Origin of the sequence: Belliella marina (genome assembly GCF_042682445.1) — a bacterium.
In the GTDB taxonomy this organism is placed as follows: domain Bacteria; phylum Bacteroidota; class Bacteroidia; order Cytophagales; family Cyclobacteriaceae; genus Belliella; species Belliella marina.
The window spans coordinates 141,611-158,944 of the sequence record NZ_JBHUHR010000031.1 but is presented as its reverse complement, the minus strand read 5'-3'; the positions used below and the strand labels follow the sequence as shown (position 1 = coordinate 158,944).

The 17,334-nt window shown below is 37.7% G+C and carries 14 protein-coding genes; 9 read left to right on the top strand and 5 right to left on the bottom strand.

Going from position 1 to position 17,334, the window contains the following annotated elements:
* On the bottom strand, window positions 1–1,490 hold a 1,490-nt coding region (locus tag ACFSKL_RS11270), incomplete at its 3' end, for a sigma 54-interacting transcriptional regulator (protein WP_376886327.1).
* 618 nt (window positions 1,491–2,108) lie between these two features.
* On the opposite strand from ACFSKL_RS11270, the gene ACFSKL_RS11265 reads away from it, so the two are divergent.
* From ACFSKL_RS11265 to ACFSKL_RS11250, 4 genes are all read left to right on the top strand, one after another.
* Window positions 2,109–2,864, top strand: a complete 756-nt coding sequence (locus tag ACFSKL_RS11265; protein ID WP_376886324.1) for an SDR family NAD(P)-dependent oxidoreductase — start codon at window positions 2,109–2,111, stop codon at window positions 2,862–2,864.
* 80 nt (window positions 2,865–2,944) lie between these two features.
* Window positions 2,945–3,529, top strand: a complete 585-nt coding sequence (locus tag ACFSKL_RS11260; RefSeq protein WP_376886322.1) for a TetR/AcrR family transcriptional regulator — start codon at window positions 2,945–2,947, stop codon at window positions 3,527–3,529.
* 1,014 nt (window positions 3,530–4,543) lie between these two features.
* A complete protein-coding gene (locus ACFSKL_RS11255) occupies window positions 4,544–4,801 on the top strand; it encodes a helix-turn-helix domain-containing protein (RefSeq protein WP_376886319.1) in 258 nt (85 codons plus the stop codon).
* Window positions 4,802–4,804: 3 nt separating this feature from the next.
* Window positions 4,805–5,104 (top strand): hypothetical protein, encoded by a 300-nt coding sequence (locus ACFSKL_RS11250; protein WP_376886317.1) that lies wholly within the window; start codon window positions 4,805–4,807, stop codon window positions 5,102–5,104.
* A gap of 332 nt (window positions 5,105–5,436) precedes the next feature.
* On the opposite strand, the gene ACFSKL_RS11245 is transcribed toward ACFSKL_RS11250, so the two are convergent.
* Both ACFSKL_RS11245 and ACFSKL_RS11240 read right to left on the bottom strand, forming a co-directional pair.
* Window positions 5,437–7,863, bottom strand: a complete 2,427-nt coding sequence (locus ACFSKL_RS11245) for a DUF4982 domain-containing protein (protein WP_376886316.1) — start codon at window positions 7,861–7,863, stop codon at window positions 5,437–5,439.
* A gap of 516 nt (window positions 7,864–8,379) precedes the next feature.
* A complete protein-coding gene (locus ACFSKL_RS11240) occupies window positions 8,380–9,297 on the bottom strand; it encodes a DUF3078 domain-containing protein (RefSeq protein WP_376886314.1) in 918 nt (305 codons plus the stop codon).
* A 359-nt stretch (window positions 9,298–9,656) separates the two neighbouring features.
* Between ACFSKL_RS11240 and ACFSKL_RS11235 the strand changes: the two genes are divergently transcribed.
* The 3 genes from ACFSKL_RS11235 (at window position 9,657) to ACFSKL_RS11225 (ending at window position 11,201) form a co-directional block, all read left to right on the top strand.
* Complete coding sequence (locus ACFSKL_RS11235) at window positions 9,657–10,220, top strand: DUF4136 domain-containing protein (protein WP_376886311.1); 564 nt, start codon at window positions 9,657–9,659, stop codon at window positions 10,218–10,220.
* A gap of 106 nt (window positions 10,221–10,326) precedes the next feature.
* Window positions 10,327–10,683, top strand: a complete 357-nt coding sequence (locus ACFSKL_RS11230) for a response regulator (RefSeq protein WP_376886309.1) — start codon at window positions 10,327–10,329, stop codon at window positions 10,681–10,683.
* A gap of 308 nt (window positions 10,684–10,991) precedes the next feature.
* Complete coding sequence (locus ACFSKL_RS11225) at window positions 10,992–11,201, top strand: hypothetical protein (RefSeq protein ID WP_376886307.1); 210 nt, start codon at window positions 10,992–10,994, stop codon at window positions 11,199–11,201.
* A gap of 322 nt (window positions 11,202–11,523) precedes the next feature.
* Here the strand turns inward: ACFSKL_RS11225 and ACFSKL_RS11220 are convergent, their stop codons facing one another.
* A complete protein-coding gene (locus ACFSKL_RS11220; RefSeq protein WP_376886305.1) occupies window positions 11,524–13,110 on the bottom strand; it encodes a peptide MFS transporter in 1,587 nt (528 codons plus the stop codon).
* Between the two features lie 284 nt (window positions 13,111–13,394).
* Here ACFSKL_RS11220 and pckA point away from each other — a divergent pair, with 284 nt between their 5' ends.
* The gene (pckA, locus tag ACFSKL_RS11215) at window positions 13,395–14,996 is read left to right on the top strand and encodes a phosphoenolpyruvate carboxykinase (ATP) (protein WP_376886303.1); all 1,602 of its coding nucleotides are present in this window, start codon (window positions 13,395–13,397) and stop codon (window positions 14,994–14,996) included.
* Between the two features lie 391 nt (window positions 14,997–15,387).
* Window positions 15,388–15,828, top strand: a complete 441-nt coding sequence (locus ACFSKL_RS11210) for a peptidylprolyl isomerase (protein ID WP_376886301.1) — start codon at window positions 15,388–15,390, stop codon at window positions 15,826–15,828.
* Window positions 15,829–15,981: 153 nt separating this feature from the next.
* Here the strand turns inward: ACFSKL_RS11210 and ACFSKL_RS11205 are convergent, their stop codons facing one another.
* Window positions 15,982–17,268 (bottom strand): NupC/NupG family nucleoside CNT transporter, encoded by a 1,287-nt coding sequence (locus ACFSKL_RS11205; RefSeq protein WP_376886299.1) that lies wholly within the window; start codon window positions 17,266–17,268, stop codon window positions 15,982–15,984.
* Window positions 17,269–17,334: the final 66 nt, after the last annotated feature.

Here is a 17,334-nt window from a genome sequence, read left to right as displayed (position 1 = left end):
ATTGGCATCTCGCCTATTTCATCCAAAAAAATTGTCCCCCCATCTGCAAGTGTAAATTTACCCATTTTATTGGTCACAGCTCCGGTAAAAGCACCTTTTTTATGTCCAAACAATTCGCTCTCAATAAGTTCCTTGGGTAATGTAGCACAGTTTATTTTTATCAAAGGACGATCTTTTCTTCTGCTGTTACTGTGTATTGCACTTGCCAGCAATTCCTTTCCTGTTCCAGATTCACCTGTAATGAGTACAGTGGTGTCAGTATAAGCTACCTGATCTATCTTGGTCAGTACCTTTTTATAAGAATCACTGGTGTAAATAATATTGTTGAAATTGATTTTTCTACTGATTTCTTCCTGTAAATACTCGTTTTCATTTTCAAGCCGATCTTTCAAGGACTTGATTTCTTCCAATGCTTCGCACAATTCCAAATCTCGATTCTTCTTTACAGTAATATCCCTTACTACAGCACAACTGTAATCAACACCATTGTACCTTAAATGACTTGCTGTTATATCAACCGGGAATTTTGTCCCATCCTTTCTGGAAGTCAGCCATTCAAATCGATGAATCCCCTTTTTCCTAAGCTCATCGAAATGAAACTCCCAAAACTCCTGTGTTATAAATGGATCCAACACAAACATATTAGAATTGTCAAGCTCTGATTTTGAATAACCTAATTTATCGATCAATGACTCACTGTAATGCAGCAGGTCTGCTTTATCATTGTATACATAAATAAGATCTTGGGCATTATCGATAATGGTTTTATAGAGTTCCAAATCATTATCCCTTTGTATTATTTCAGTAACATCTTGATAAACTCCTGAAACTTTGTAAATTTCATCTCCTTTCAGGCTTGGTTTTGCTATAGCTCTGATATACCTGGGAGGAAAATCAGTAGTTTCAAATATTTCATCAAAATCGGCTGCTTTTTTGATTAACTGTCCAAACAAAGATTCAAGCCTCTTGCCATTTTTAAATTTGTGTATGATTTTCGAAGGGGTTAAATCGTCAGAATTTACGGTATTGAATATTTCTAAAGCGCAGGTAGTAGCCAAAAGTGATCCGCTCTGCAAGTTTAGCTCCCAGCCGCCGACACTACCTATATCTTTTGTATTATCAACTAAATTCTTGTAAAAATTAGATTCAGTTATTTCATGGCCAATCCCGCATAAAAACTCCATTCCATTGTATGAAAAGTATTGTGCAAATACACCAACATTATAGAATTTGCCCATTTTTGTCTTGTGTATTGCTGGAAAATTAACAACTCTTTTTTCTACAACTTCCTTCCAATGGTTTTGCCAGCTTTCAGGTGTTACCGCAACATTGATATCTGTGATTGTAAGTTGAGTAGCCTCTTTCTTACTGTAACCTAATATTTTACAAAATGCTTCATTGGCATACACAACATTTCCACTAGAATCTAACCATACTATTTCATACGGCAAATTATCTAAGACTAAACTTTTAATATTTAATTCAACCATTACTATTTTTTCATATAAATTGAAACATCCCTAACATATAATCTGAAAACAATTTCATTTGACCCTGACAAATAAAATCAGCCTCTGGTCAAAAGATTTAATTGAAGTGGCATCGCCCAACCCTGAAAATAGGAAAGGCCTTCAACTTGCGTCAAATTACAGCCAGTTTTAGTGGTGACTCGAGAATTCTACTTTTAGCGTTTTGCAACTTCTAATTACAAAATACTATAGACCTGAAAACCAAGAGGTAAAACTGGATTAATCTCTAATGTGGTATTTGGATTGGGATTACTTTCTGGTGTTATTATTAATTTCCAAAACAAACTTATTTCAAAAAAAACAAAAAAACGTCGACAAATGACGATAAAAATTAATCAAAAAAGTCTATTGCAAAAATAGTTGAAATACACCCACAATCTACTATTCATTCATGCAAAATCAAATATCTGATTTTAAGTTTTGGGAAAATATGAAACTTCCAAATAATCGAATAATCGAAGCATCATATCCATCCATTTTTTTCTAAAAATCAAAATCATAAAATTTATTTGGAATAAACATTCCGTTATAATTACCTTTACGGAATGATTGTTCCGTTTAAAATAAAACAAAGAAAAAATGAGTAAATTAAAAAACAAAGTTGCAGTAGTTACAGGCGGTAATACAGGTATTGGATTGGCTGCTGCCAAAGATTTTATTGCACTAGGTGCGAAGGTAATTATTACTGGTCGTGACCAGCAAAAAATTGACAATGCCATAAATCTTTTAGGAAGCAACGCTACAGGATTTCAGGCAGATGTCTCTAATATTCGCGAAATTGAAAACCTTGTTTCCATTGTAAGTTCAGAATTTGGCAAGTTGGATGTATTGTTGGTAAATGCAGGCGTGTCTTACCAGGAACCCATAGGTGAGCTTACCGAGGAAATTTTTGATACTATTTCAGACATAAATTTCAAAGGGGCTGTATTTACGACTGAAAAATTCATCCCTATCCTTAATGATGGAGCTTCAATAATCCACCTTACTTCTGTTAGTGCTTATACCTATGCAACAGGCACCAGTATTTATTCTGCAAGTAAGGCAGCGCTGACAGCATACAGTAAATCTGCTGCGGTAGAATTAGCCCACAGGAAAATCCGAGTGAATACTGTAGCCCCTTCCATGACTGAAACAGACATGATCAACAGGGGAGCACTAGGTAATGAAGAGGTTCATAATTTCCTAAAATCCAAATTTATGCCTTTCAAGCGATTTGCAAAACCTGAAGAAATTGCAAAGCTTATATCCTTTCTAGCCTCTGATGATGCTTCGTTTATATCAGGTTCTGAATATACGATCGATAGTGGTGCTTCTGTAAACGCAGTAAGGCTTTAAAAATTTGCCTAAATTTGGAACATTCGTTCCTAAAACATTATCTTTGTAAAGTAGTACGCTACTTTACAAAGATTCTTATTATGGCAAGGACAAAAGTATTTGATGAGGAAGTAGTCTTGGAAAAGGCTATGTATCTATTTTGGCAAAAAGGATATAATGCAACTTCCGCCCAGGATTTGGTTGACAACCTTGGTATAAGCAGATCAAGCATGTATGACACTTATGGAGACAAACATAGCTTATTTGTAAAAGCCCTCAAAAAATACAGGACTGATCGTATAGATCCTGTTTTGAAAGCTGTGGATACTACACCATACATTGAAAACTATGTCAATGATTTTTTCGAATTCATAAGAAAAGAGCAATTTGGAGAACCAAATTCTATTGGCTGTTTTTTGGTGAATTCAGCCGTCGAATTAGCTCCTGTTGATCCGGAAATAGCAGAAATTGCGAATGCCATCATGATTGATACTGAAGAAGCACTATACAAGGCTATAAAAAAAGGACAACAAATAGGTATTTACACAAAAAAATTTTCTGCAAGAGCCTTGGCAAAATTTGTTTTTAATGCTCTCAATGGACTTAGGGTTACTGTCAAATTTGATACTAATCACAATACATTTAATGATATCATCAATGTGTCTCTTTCAGCTTTGAAAGTTTAATGATTTATATCATCGGGGTTGAGTTCCATACATATAGTATAATCCTTTTCCATCGTCCAGAATGTAAGGATCACCAAAGGTAACATCAAGTGGATTGTCAAACTTCCCCAACAGAAATATGTCTTTTGTATGATCATGTTGACATGAATACAATGTAAACAAAACTAAGAAGTCCCAGTTTCATCAAAATTTTAAGACCAGCACTTGAAAAGCTAAAGCAAAAAATCACATGTTCATATTCAACTCCAGTTTGTTTTTTTCACTATCTGCCAGTTCAGAAATCATTCGATAGAAAGCGCAAAAATGTGACTTAAAACTTGATTTCTACTTGATGAAACTGTTTGAAATAGGCTTTTTGTTAATTAATTCATATTTGGACAGTCTACTAGGCATCAAGTTCAAAAGTTGCTACCTTACTTCTATCGAGCACATTATCATTCGAATAATATTTTATCTCTCTATCGCTTCTACGTTCAGATTGAGTATAATTTTCGCAGCATTTTTATCTTAAACTTAAAATACATTACTTCCTAGGTTCCCATTTCTTGATCTATATTCATCTTTCATATTTTTAGTATATTCCTTTCTAAAATAAAGATTCAATAACGAAGTAAAAAAAGACTTACGAGTTCCGAGTAAACCCATGGACTGTGACTTCGGAACAAAAGTCAAAGAAGGAATGTCGTAGACAATCCTACATCTTGCTGACTGCGGGAAAGCCGCAGTCCAAGGCCATTCGGCCTCTGGTACTAGTGTTTGAAAAGCGGTTACTTTTAATGGTTAAAAGTTGGGGTCAACCTGTACTATGTTTCAACCTAAAGAATTTGAAAAGCATAGATATCCAAAGTTTTAAATCAAAACAGTTTTCACCAGTAAAAAAACTGATTTTCCATTCTAATTCCATTAACAGATTACCTTTTTTAAATCAGAAAAACCACACCCCAAGTGTCATCGTAGTGTGAATTCCATCTACTTTTCCTATCTAAATTACTCCAATATCATAAAACTCCAAACATGACAAAAATAGAAATGATCACCAGGCAGGATCTGGAAGAATTGAGACGGCAACTGTTGGATGATCTCCAAAAATTAATGAAGCCCAAGGAAAAAGAGCATAAGGACTGGGTAAAGAGTGATGAAGTCCGGCGAATGCTTAAAATATCTCCAGGATCTTTACAGAACCTAAGGATTCGGGGGCTTTTGAACCCCAAGAAAATCGGGGGGACATACTACTATCAGACTAAGGAAGTCGAAAACCTATTCAAACAATAAATTATGGCTATTGAGAATACAAACCCTACCCAACGAAAGATTCTGGATATTTTCAAAAAGTTGCAATTGGATGACTCAATTCAACTTTCCCACATGGCTATTTGCATGGCTCTTATCGGTGAATTTCTCAAAAACCAGGGAATGGGAAGTTTTCGGATCACCAGAAAAATGATTATGCAAAACTCGCAGGTCAAATCATTGAGTACCTATCACAAATGCATAAAAGATTTGGTCAACAAAAACATCATTATCTACAGTCCCTCCTATCATCCAAGGCTGGGAAGTGAGGTTCAGTTTGTTTGAAGTACACAAAAATAGTATTTAAAAACAGTCCGACAATTAAATTGATTGTATTGAATATGCAGATAGTAGTTCTAAAAATTTATTGAAATGTCCCCCCCTACTTATTTATCAAGCACAAATTATGCTTTTATTTTGTTTTCATTATGGATATTAATTAACTTTAAACTAACAGTTCAAAACAACAAATCGTCATCCGTGGAGTCTGTTGAAACAACCAACTCAATTAATTGATAATCAAATATTTAATATAAGGGTTCGAATCCTTCCGAGCGCACAAAAGCCATCTAAATAACTTTAGATGGCTTATTTTTTTACTGATTATTTCATTTGGCTTAGTTCTGTGAACTCAATTTGAGTTCACTTGCCTTCAATCCTTTTCCTTTGACTTTAAGCTTGATGTCACCTGCTTTTTCAGATGCCTGAACGATCACAACCAGTTTGCCATTGAATACTTTCATGGTAGGCAGGTGGAACATTTCCAATGAGGTCGCATCTCCATTACAAACAGCCTTGAATGAACCATTTCCGGTAACTTCAAAATCCAATCTGTTCATTGCATGGGGTACAGGGATCCCATCTTTGTCAACAATAGTGGCAGTCACAAAACTTAAATCCTCACCATCTGCACTGATCGTCTCCCTATCAGCTTCAAGCAAAATACGATGCGGTTTACCAGCAGTCTTAATGGACTTTTCGGCAACTTCATTTCCTGAATCATCAAAAGCAACTACACGGATTTCTCCTGGCTCATACACAACATCCATCCACATCAACCTATAGCGATGTAGGTTCGAAGTACTGTCCTTCTTCTGGATACCTTGACTTTTTCCATTTACAAAAAGTTCCGCACTGCTATAGTTTGTGTATACGAATACAGGAGTCTTCTCCCCTTCCCTTCCTTCCCAATTCCAATGCGGGAGCATATGCAATGTCTCATCTTCCGTATTCCAACGACTTCTGTAGAGATAGTACCTGTCTTTGGGAATGCCAGCCAAATCCAAAATCCCAAAATAAGAACTTCTGGAAGGCCAATAATCATCATAAGGAGTAGGTTCTCCCAAGTAATCGAATCCAGTCCATACAAATTCACCAATCACCCAAGGTTTGTCATCCTGCCATACAAAATCATCTTCAGGGATATTGGACCAGCTGCAATATTCCAAATCATATGAAGAACTCTGATAGTCATCATAGGTTTTGTTCGGACCTTTCTCTACCGGAAACTTATACACCCCTCTTGAACTCACGGTAGAGGCAGTTTCTGAACCTAAGATAAACCCTTGTGGAAACAATTCATATGCTTCTTCATACAGTGGCAATCTGTAGTTCAACCCAGGGACATCCAAAATGGCACCAAATCCATTAGCCATCGCATTTTGGACCTGATCCATACCCACTGTCACCGGACGGGTTGGGTCTTCCCTATGGAAGATATCCTGGATCCACTTTGCACGTTTCACACCTGCACTTCCATGCTGGTCAGGTACTTCATTCCCAGCACTCCACATCACGATACTTGGATGGTTTCTTGTCGCATGGACCAAATCTACGATATCCTTTTCAGCCCATTCATCGAAATATAGATTGTATCCATTCTTTACTTTAGGCTTTTTCCATTCGTCAAAACTTTCTGCCAAAAACATAAAGCCCATTTCATCACACAACTCCAACTGCTCTATCGAAGGCATGTTATGGGATGATCTGATGGCATTCACTCCCAAATCCTTCAATATTGTCAATTGTCGTTTCAAAGCAGCCCTATTGATCGCTATACCCAAAGGACCCAAATCATGGTGCAAGCAGACACCTTTGAACTTTACTACTTCACCATTCAACTCAAAGCCATTCTCTCGGCTGTATTTAATGTCACGCACCCCAAACCTGATCTCTTCAGTGTCTTTCAATACCCCACCCTGATGGAGTTCTAAAGTTGCTGTATATAAATAAGGAGAGTCAGTACCCCAAATCTCTGGGTTGTCCAAAGAAATGTTTTGCTCAATTTCATCCCCAAATCTCTGCGATACCATATTCTCAGCTACCACTTTTCCATTTGCATCTCTCAAGGTTGTTTTTATCACCACATTGTCACCTTGAACCTGGGACTTGATATTGATTTTGGCAAGCCCATTTCCAATGTAGGGAGTTGTGATATAATGGCCCCAGTGCTTGAAACTCACCGCATCTTTGATGATCAAGTTGACTTTTCTGTAGATCCCTGCACCCGGATACCACCTTGAAGAAAAGGCTTGGTTTTCAAGTCTGACAGCTATCACATTTTCTTTTCCTGCTTGCAGTTCATCTGTGATATCAAAATAAAAATAACTATAACCGTAAGGTCTATTTCCCACTTTCTTTCCATTGACAAACACTTCTGCATTTGACATGGCACCATCAAATGCCAAGATGATTTGCTTACCGGAATTTACTTCTGCCACAGAGACATTTGTCCTGTACCAACCCACACCAATGAATGGCAATGCTCCTGTCCTACCTGTTTTTTCGGTTGCTACTGTTTCATTGTTTTGCTCAATCCTGACGACCTGCTTATCTATATCTTTGTCAAAAGGTCCTTTGATAGCCCAATCATGGGGAACAGTTACCTTCTCCCAAGACGAGTCATCAAATCCACTTTGGCTCGCCAATTCGGCATCGCCATTATAAAATCTCCAATCTTTCAATGCTTGAATTTCCCGGGTTTGACTTTGAGCCTGGAAACAAAGGGCTGAAAGTAAAACAATAGACAACAAATAAATTTTCATACGTAGGTTATATAGGTTGGAATTAAGTTTACTGATTGATTTTCCAAAATAGCTTGATTATCCTAAACATTCCAAACATTCGACAAAATCAAGACAGACTTTAGTAATATCAGGTTTTTAAAAATAGACATAAGATAAAACAAAACCATCCTGTGGTTTCATCCCCAAAAAAGACACGCTTTTCGGATACCCTCAGCTACATCTGTTTGTAAATCCAAAACTTGAATTCATGCGGATCATCGTCAACGGATCACACTTGTCCTGTTACCATAGATTGACAGGTGTGACCTAGTCAGCTGCCTCTCCAAACAATCCGGAGGCATTATTTTGACTGGATTCTGTTAAGATAGTGGGTAATCCCAAATTGGACTTTGGAATGAAAATAAAAAAGCAGGAGAATTTCTCCTGCTCTTTATATGAAAACTAAACCAACTATTATTTAACTACCACAATTAGAACAAAAATAGTATTAAAAAATAATAAACAAAATTTTTCACAAAAAAAGTGTAGTAAGACCTACTTTTTGTTGCTCACCTTATACAAAATACCTAGAGCCAAGGCTTGCGAGTACTGAATACCTGGATCCATATCAAAATCGTAGACATTGATACTTGTGAAGGTAACATCCACAAATCGGGTTATTTTTGCAATCAAAGTCACATCCAATCTATGGTCAATGGTTTTGAATGCCAAAGTTTCATAATTGGCAAACATTTGATACCTGGATTTGATGGTTAAATTCTCAGTAATTTCCTTATCATAGGTGGCATATAGCTGCAAAGCCAACCATTCGGTTCTGACAGTCTGACCTTCTGGAACACCATAATTGGTAGGGACATTCTGGATAATTGTGGGGTCGGTTACGAAAGTGAATCTTGGTGAAAACGGTGCAATCCTTAAAGCAAAATCTTTGTTTGGCTTGTATTCCATACCAATACCCGAAGTCAGGAATGCAGGGGCAAAGAATCCAGATATTAAGGTTCTTTGATCATCTGGACCATATTCAAAACCATCAGTAAACTGTGTCATAAAGTTCAAAGACCCAAAATAAGACCAGTTCCCACCTGCGGAATAGCCCACTTTGGAATCGAAGAAAATCCTGTCATTTGATTTCCTGACCTGTTGTCCTTCATTTTTGACAATTCCGTACATCAATTCAAGTTGGTTGTCCCAGCTTAGCTTTCCTTTGGCATAGTTTGCTTTACCAGCCGCAATGGAACCGAATGCGATGGAGTTTACACCTCCTGCTTTCCAATTACCACTGAATGCCGCTTGGTTGAAGTTCAGGCCTACACTGAACTCATTTGTCCAATATGTTGTGTCCTTCTCGATCAATTGTGCCAGCGAATCAACGGTGTCTAAAGTGTCTAAATCTTGGGAAAACGCTTGATTTAGAAAGATTAAACTAATCAGAATAGTAAATAAATTTTTCATTACAAGAAAATTAAAGTTAAAATTGAAACAAAAATGATGATTTATTATAAAGAATAAAATTAATTTGGGCATAGTTTGTCTTTTACGATGTAAAAATAGCAGCAGCTATTGAACTATCTCAAATACCGTATTACAAAAACGAATTGAATATTATATTCTATCCCGTTTAGTTAAGAAATGAGGCTTGCCAGATGGAAATCTTTCAATGCCCTTTTTTGTCAAAAAAGGAACCTGTACTTATTTAAAAAAACAGCCAGGTCTTTTCTATACGGCATAGCATATTATTCCAATAAGGACATCTATTCTATTAGCTTGTCGTTTATATTTACATTGAAAGGATTCATTAAAGGTTCAATATTATGTCAAGAAAAAACGTCACATCTTTTTTACTGCTAATTGGTTTTCTATCCTCTTGCAGTTCTATCGAAATATTCAAGGAAAGAACTGAAATACGGCCTTACAAAGAGTATACTTCATTTGTAATAGTCAACAAGGAAATTGGCTCAAGGAGCTTCAAGGATGAACTGATTGATGCAAAAGTCTCCAATGAATTGGAGATCAAAATGAAAGAACTCGGTTTGGTTTACGACAGAGACTCCCCTGATTTGGTCATCAGATACAGTTCGAATGAAGATCCACGCCAAAAAGAAGTATACAACAACCAATATCCGATGTGGGGAATGAGGGTTTGGGATCCATGGATGTTTGACCCCAGATTTATGGGGAGACAAAATATGGTCTCAACCAAAAACTATGAGTTGCTCCAACTCATAGTGGACTATATAGACCCAAAACAGGATAAAATGCTGATGACCATCACTGCGGTCAGTGAAGCAAGTAGTGCCAAAACAAAGAGCAAAAAACTGATTAAGTCTGCCGAAAAAGTAGTACAAACCTATAAAGAGCATGTGAAAGCCAATTAATTTGTCAACATTAAATTTTTATATCTCAAGAATATTGTTTTATAAGCTGAATAATGTATTTTTGTATAAATTTTAATGTATTTCAAAACCACTATTATGCACTTTAATGCTTAAGATAGTACTTATAGATGACGACCCTATCAGCACTTTTGTGACTGAAAAACTTATTTCCAAAAACATTAAAGTCCCTTTCAGGATATTTAAATTCCAGAGTGCAAGTGATGCATTGAAGGATATATCGAGTATCCATCCAAATTACTTGTTTTTGGACTTGAATATGCCTGAGATGACTGGATGGGATTTCCTCGAAGAATTCGAACCGTCAGATTACAAACCAGAGGTGTATATACTAAGTAGCTCTGTGGATGAGAGGGATATCACCAAAGCAAGCAAATATTCACTTGTGAAGCAATACCTCTCAAAACCATTAGTCAAAAAGTATATCAAAACAATATTCAATTAAATGCACTCTGGTTTTCCTCTTACTTAATATATTTTTTTAAACCCACATAATTCCAATATTTTGGATCCAGGATGGCGCATCACACCATGCACATATGTATGGGGGGGTGTGATTTCCTAATTTGGATCATTGTGTAAAAATCCCACTTGCACAGTAAGTATATCTGCAAAATATCAACCTGATTATCAATTAGATCATTACATACCAAAAAAATAATAAAGCTGGGGTATTGGCTTAAATGAAAATTTTACTGTATTTAGTATCCACCAAAAACATTCAATCAATTAAGCAACAAATTAATTCTGAAAATGGACGATTTAGACGACGAATTTGAGGATTTTGACGATTTCGAAGATGAGGATGATGAGTTTACTGAAGAATTTCAAGACGAAGTATACGACCTTGATGAAGACAGTGAATTAATCGAAGACAGCCTTTTAGACTTCGATGATGATGACGACTTCGAAGATGACGACTTTGATGATGGCTTCGAGGATTTGGACGATGAAATAGATTGACCGTCCCCAATAAAAGCAGAATCCAATTTGGGTTCTGCTTTTTTTTATCCATATTTTGCTGAAATGGTTCTGTGTGCTATCTTGCACAAAATTTCACGGAAACTTCTCAAATTAATATACTATGCTATTACAAATATTCAACTCGCCTATCGCACCAGGAGCCCAACTATTTCTTTTAATCGTTTGTATTTTAATTGGACTTGGGGCTGGTATCTCAGCTGTAGATGTTAGAAGCACATTATTCAAGAAAAAATCGGAAGAAAAGCATTGATCAAACTTCGGATAATGATAAAAAAAAGGCTCCAATTGGAGCCTTTTTTGATTAATGGACATTTCCCATCAATTTTTTTATCGGTCTGCTAAGGAGAAGCAATAAAACGCCAGCTCCAACAACCGTAGCCACAATCATCATATATTGACTTGGCATCGCTTGCAATGCTTCCTCAGAACCACCACTTACTTCTCCTGCAATTCTACCAGCAATAAGATTCCCTAAAGCCACAGAAATAAACCACATTCCCATCATCTGTCCTTGGTACTTTTCTGGAGCCAACTTGGTAGTCAAGCTAAGGCCTACAGGACTCAAACTCAATTCCCCAAATGTATGTAATAGGTAGGTGAAGATTAACCAAGTTGGTGCTGCCAAATCTCCTGAAGCAGCGATTTTGGCCGCAAAAAACATAACCAAGAACCCAACTCCTAAAAGCAATAAACCAAAGGCAAACTTCAAAGGGGAACTTGGCTCTAAATTTTTCCTTCCCAACCAAACCCACATTGCTCCAAAAAATGGTGCAAACAAAATAATAAACATGGAATTGATTGACTGAAAATAGCCCGTAGGAATCTCCCAACCCATAAAACTCCTGTCTGTGAATCTTTCTGCAAACAAATTCAATGAAGATCCTGCCTGTTCAAAGCCAGACCAAAACAATGCGGAAAATATGATTACAATTACTATAGCCCAAGTCTTCTTAAACTCGTCTTTGTTCAATCCCCCAAACAAAAATATATATCCAAAATACAAGACTGTAATTATACCAATAATATTGTATGCCAACTTTGATATTGCAAAAGCATCAATAGGAATCACTCCCATAAACATCAAGATTACCACTACAATAGAAATCATCATGGCAAGCGTGGAGTACTTGATCATTCTTGCCCTTGATTCTAATTCCGTTGGAGAACTTGCCTTGACATCTTCCCCTTTTCCATCAAGATACTTTCCAGTTAGCTTATATTGAATTAATCCGATGAACATCCCCAATCCAGCCAAACCGAATCCCAAATGCCAGTTGTAAACTGCTAGCGTGGAACATGCTATTGGTGCAATAAAAGCACCTAAATTGATCCCCATATAAAAAATCGAAAAACCAGCATCTCTTTTACTGCTTCCAGCGGGATAGAGCTGACCTACAATAGAACTGATATTTGGCTTCAACAACCCTGTACCAACTACTATCAAAATCAAACCTATAAAGAAAGAATTAATATCCAAACTTGACAATTCTGTGATTTCGGAAGTATGGTCAGAGAAAAAATAAACCATACCGGGTACTGCCATTGTAAAGTGACCTATTGTAATAATGATCCCTCCATACCACACGGACTTTTTCAATCCAAACAACCTATCTGCAAACCATCCACCAGGCAAAGCCAATAAATAAACCCCCATGGTATAAAGTCCATAGATTGCCGTGCTGGTACGATCATCGAACCCTAAGCCACCACCGATAATGGGGGTTGTCATAAAAAGTATCAACAAAGCACGCATGCCATAATAACTAAACCTCTCCCACATCTCCGTGAAGAAAAGCGTCATAAGGCCTTTGGGATGCCCGAAAATGGTGGGTCCTTCTATTATATCTTGACCAAGAGATTTTAATGAATCATTTGGGATTTTTTCCAATTTTATGAAATTACGTGAAAGGAATTTATTTTTAACAAATGCAATTATAAGAGAATTTTTTTACTCTTACTAAAGGCACTTTGAATTATTGCACTTATCACCTGATTTCTAAACCCTATACAAATTCAGCATTTTTTATTTGACACTCCCCCCAAAACAAAAACAGCCCTTTACGGTCAGCGTAATCGATTGAAAAGTAAAAAAAAGGGATTTTTAAGTAAAATCTCATAACATTATTACATATCTTTGGGCATTGAAAATAACCCAAATAAAACTATATAATTATGCAAGAACTAGAGCTCAAGCCCGCCAATAAAAGCTTGTCTGGACTAGGTATTCGTACAAATGCAAGTGTAATGTGGAACCTTACACCGGCAGAGTTGGTCGAGCAGGCACTTTTCAACAAAGAGGCAGTACTTACAGACAATGGTGCCTTGATGGCTGACACTGGTGCATTTACCGGAAGATCTCCTAAGGATCGGTTTATTGTCAAAGATTCCAACACCGCTGAGAGTGTCTGGTGGGGTGATGTCAATATCGCTTTTGATGAAGGGGGCTTTGATAGGCTACATACCAAAATGCTTGATTTTTTGACCGACAAAAAACTTTACATCCGTGAAGCTTATGCTGGTGCAGATAAAGACCACAGACTCAATCTTACCGTAGTCAATACCCTTGCTTGGCAAAATCTCTTCTGCTACAACATGTTTCTGAGACCAACGGTCTCAGAACTTGAGGTATTTGAGTCGGATTTCACTATAATCTGTGCTCCAGAATTCGAAGCTGACCCGGAAATTGATGGCACCAGACAAAAAAACTTTGCGATCATCAATTTGACAAAAAGAATCATCTTGATAGGCGGTACGGCTTATGCAGGGGAAATGAAAAAAGGGATTTTTTCAGTACTGAACTACCTTCTTCCGTATGAAAAAGGAGTACTTTCCATGCATTGTTCTGCCAATTCCGGCGCCGATGGTGATACAGCAATCTTCTTTGGACTTTCAGGAACAGGAAAGACCACACTCTCGGCAGATCCCAACAGAGGATTGATTGGTGACGATGAACATGGATGGACGGAAGATACAATTTTCAATTTTGAGGGTGGCTGCTATGCAAAGGTGATCGATCTCTCCCGCGAAAAAGAGCCGGAGATATGGGACGCCATCAAATTTGGTTCGATTGTGGAAAACACGAGGTTTCATGAAGGCACCAGAACGGTGGACTACAGCAACAACAGTGTAACTGAAAACACAAGAACAGCATATCCAATCAATTATATCAAAAATGCAATAGAACCATCCATTTCCGGAATTCCAAAAAATATATTCTTTTTGACAGCAGATGCATTTGGCGTCATCCCACCAATATCCAAACTCAACAAGAGCCAGGCGATGTACCATTTCATATCTGGGTACACAGCCAAAGTAGCCGGCACTGAAGTGGGAGTCACTGAACCAAAGACAACATTTTCCGCATGCTTTGGGGCAGCATTCCTACCTCTTCATCCAACCAAATATGCCGAGCTGTTTGGTGAAAAGATGGAGAAGCACCAGGTAAACGTATGGTTGATCAACACAGGTTGGACTGGTGGTCCATATGGGATTGGTTCAAGAATGAAACTAAAATACACCAGGGCAATGATCACTGCTGCATTAGAAGGAAATCTGGATGATGTATCCTACAAAAAACACAGTGTTTTTGGAGTAGAAATACCCCAATCTTGCCCAAATGTACCTGCTGAAGTTTTGAGTCCCCGAGCTACCTGGGATGATAAAGATGCTTATGACAAAAAAGCGAGGGAACTCGGAGCTGCATTTATCCAAAATTTCGAGAAATACAAAGACTTTGCAACGGATGATATCCTTGCAGGATCCCCAAACCTATAAATCTAGCTAACCCTTGAAGAAGTAGACCCAAACAAAGGAGTGTTTTTACACTCCTTTTCTTTTTTTCCTATAAACCTGAGTTCGATTGTTATCACAAAGTCAAAATCAATAAAAATATCCAGTTACAAGGCAAATTTTTGAGGGATAGCCTAAGCTATCGCTCAGAAATTTAACGCAGTAAATGGGTGTTTTTATTGACTGAGCCGACTATTCGGCTTTAAACGGCAATCTACTTCACTTTTTCAATCTACAATATGCCAATATTACTTCACGCACCTTCTTTTCGTAGTTCTCACCATTTAAAACCGTTTTGACAAAGTGAGAATAGTCGAACTCAGGTTATAAGATAGCGCCAAAGATTTATTATTTTTGGGGAAAACAAATCAAATACATGAAGACAGCAGAAATACATACCCAAAAAGGAGTGATGAAAGTAGAGTTTTATGAAAAAGATGCTCCTAAGGCAGTTGAAAACTTTATTACGCTTTCAAAAAAAGGATTCTATGATGGCCTAACTTTCCACAGGGTAATTCCAAATTTTGTGATTCAAGGTGGGTGTCCAAATGGCAACGGGACTGGTGGACCAGGTTACAAAATTGACTGTGAATTGACTGGAGACAATCAATATCATGACAGAGGTGTATTATCCATGGCACATGCTGGAAGAAACACAGGAGGGTCTCAATTCTTTATATGCCATAGCCGTACCAACACCAGTCACTTGGACAGAAACCACACCTGTTTTGGCAAAGTAGTGGAAGGGCTGGACATTATCGATGAGATCAGGGCTGGTGACTCAATTGACAAAATCGTCATCAACGAGACTGAATAGGTTTAGACAAGCTATTGCATTGGTTGCAATCATTTTATTTCAAAAAATAGCTTCTGGTGATCAATACTATTTACTAGGGTAAATCAAAAAGGAAAAAAGACCTGAATCGAATTTCAGGTCTTTTTTTTATCCTCACATTTTTTTCACCCCGAATTATGCAAATAATGCACCCGCGATGGTAGCTGTCATCATGCAAGCAAGGGTAGCTGCAAACAATGCCTGCATTCCCAATTTGGAAAGGTTTCCCTGTTGATTCGGAGCAATACTTCCTATCCCTCCTACTTGGATCGCTATAGAGCTAAAGTTCGAAAAACCACAAAGTGCATAAGTTGCAATCACGATCGATTTTGGGGAAAGACCACCCGCTTCTTTCATATCAGCCAAACTCAAATAAGCCACAAATTCATTGATGACTGTTTTCTGTCCAAGCAAAGATCCTACCTGGAGGGTTTGGCTCCATTCTACGCCTATCACCCAAGCGAACAACCTAAAGACCTGCCCTAATATGTATTCCAAAGAAAACCCTGAAAACTGACCATCCGTCGAAGAAATAACAAAAGCATTCAATCCGGTCCATTCACCAATCATACCTGAAAGGATATAGTTCAGGGCTGCAATCACGGCAATAAATGCCAACAACATCCCTCCCACATTCAAGGCCAGCTTGAGGCCTTCGGAAGCACCTATAGACATTGCATCAATAAGGTTCACCCCCATATTCTCCTGGTTCACCTCCAGCTTGTCATTCACTTTTTCTTTTTGGGTTTCGGGGATCATGATCTTTGACATCACAATGGCAGCAGGGGCATTCATGATACTTGCCCCCAAAAGATAAGCGGCAAACCTGCTTTGCTCTTCTAGACTTTCCCCTCCCAAAAATGCCACGTAACCAGCCAAGACTCCTCCTGCAATGGTGGCCATCCCTCCTGTCATCAGACACATCAACTCGGATTTGGACATGGTAGGGATAAACGGCCTTACCAATAAAGGTGCTTCGGTCTGTCCCAAGAAAATATTACCTGCTGCGGACAAGCTTTCTGCCCCAGAAAGCCTCATGGTTCTTGACATGACCCAAGCAATTCCAAATACGATTTTTTGCAATACCCCCAGATAATACAATCCAGCAGATACCGTTGAAAAGAAAATGATCGTGGGAAGTACTTGAAAGGCGAAAATAAACCCAAATGAATTTGTAGCCAAATCCCCGAAAATAAATGTCGCCCCAGCTTCAGAAAAGCTCAAAAACTTAACAAATCCCCTACTGACTGCAGCGAAAACAGATGCGACAACCTCCACTTTTGTAATCAAATACCCGAATATAGCCTGTAATAAAACTCCAATACCAACAAGCCTCCAATCGACTGCCTTTTTGTTTGAAGAAAAAATAAATGCTACAAGTAGCAAGACTACTATCCCCAGTAAACCTCTGAAATAATCCATCCGAATGAATTTTGGCTAAATTAACTTTTTGAATAAATACGCGATAAATATACTTGATTTGAAACA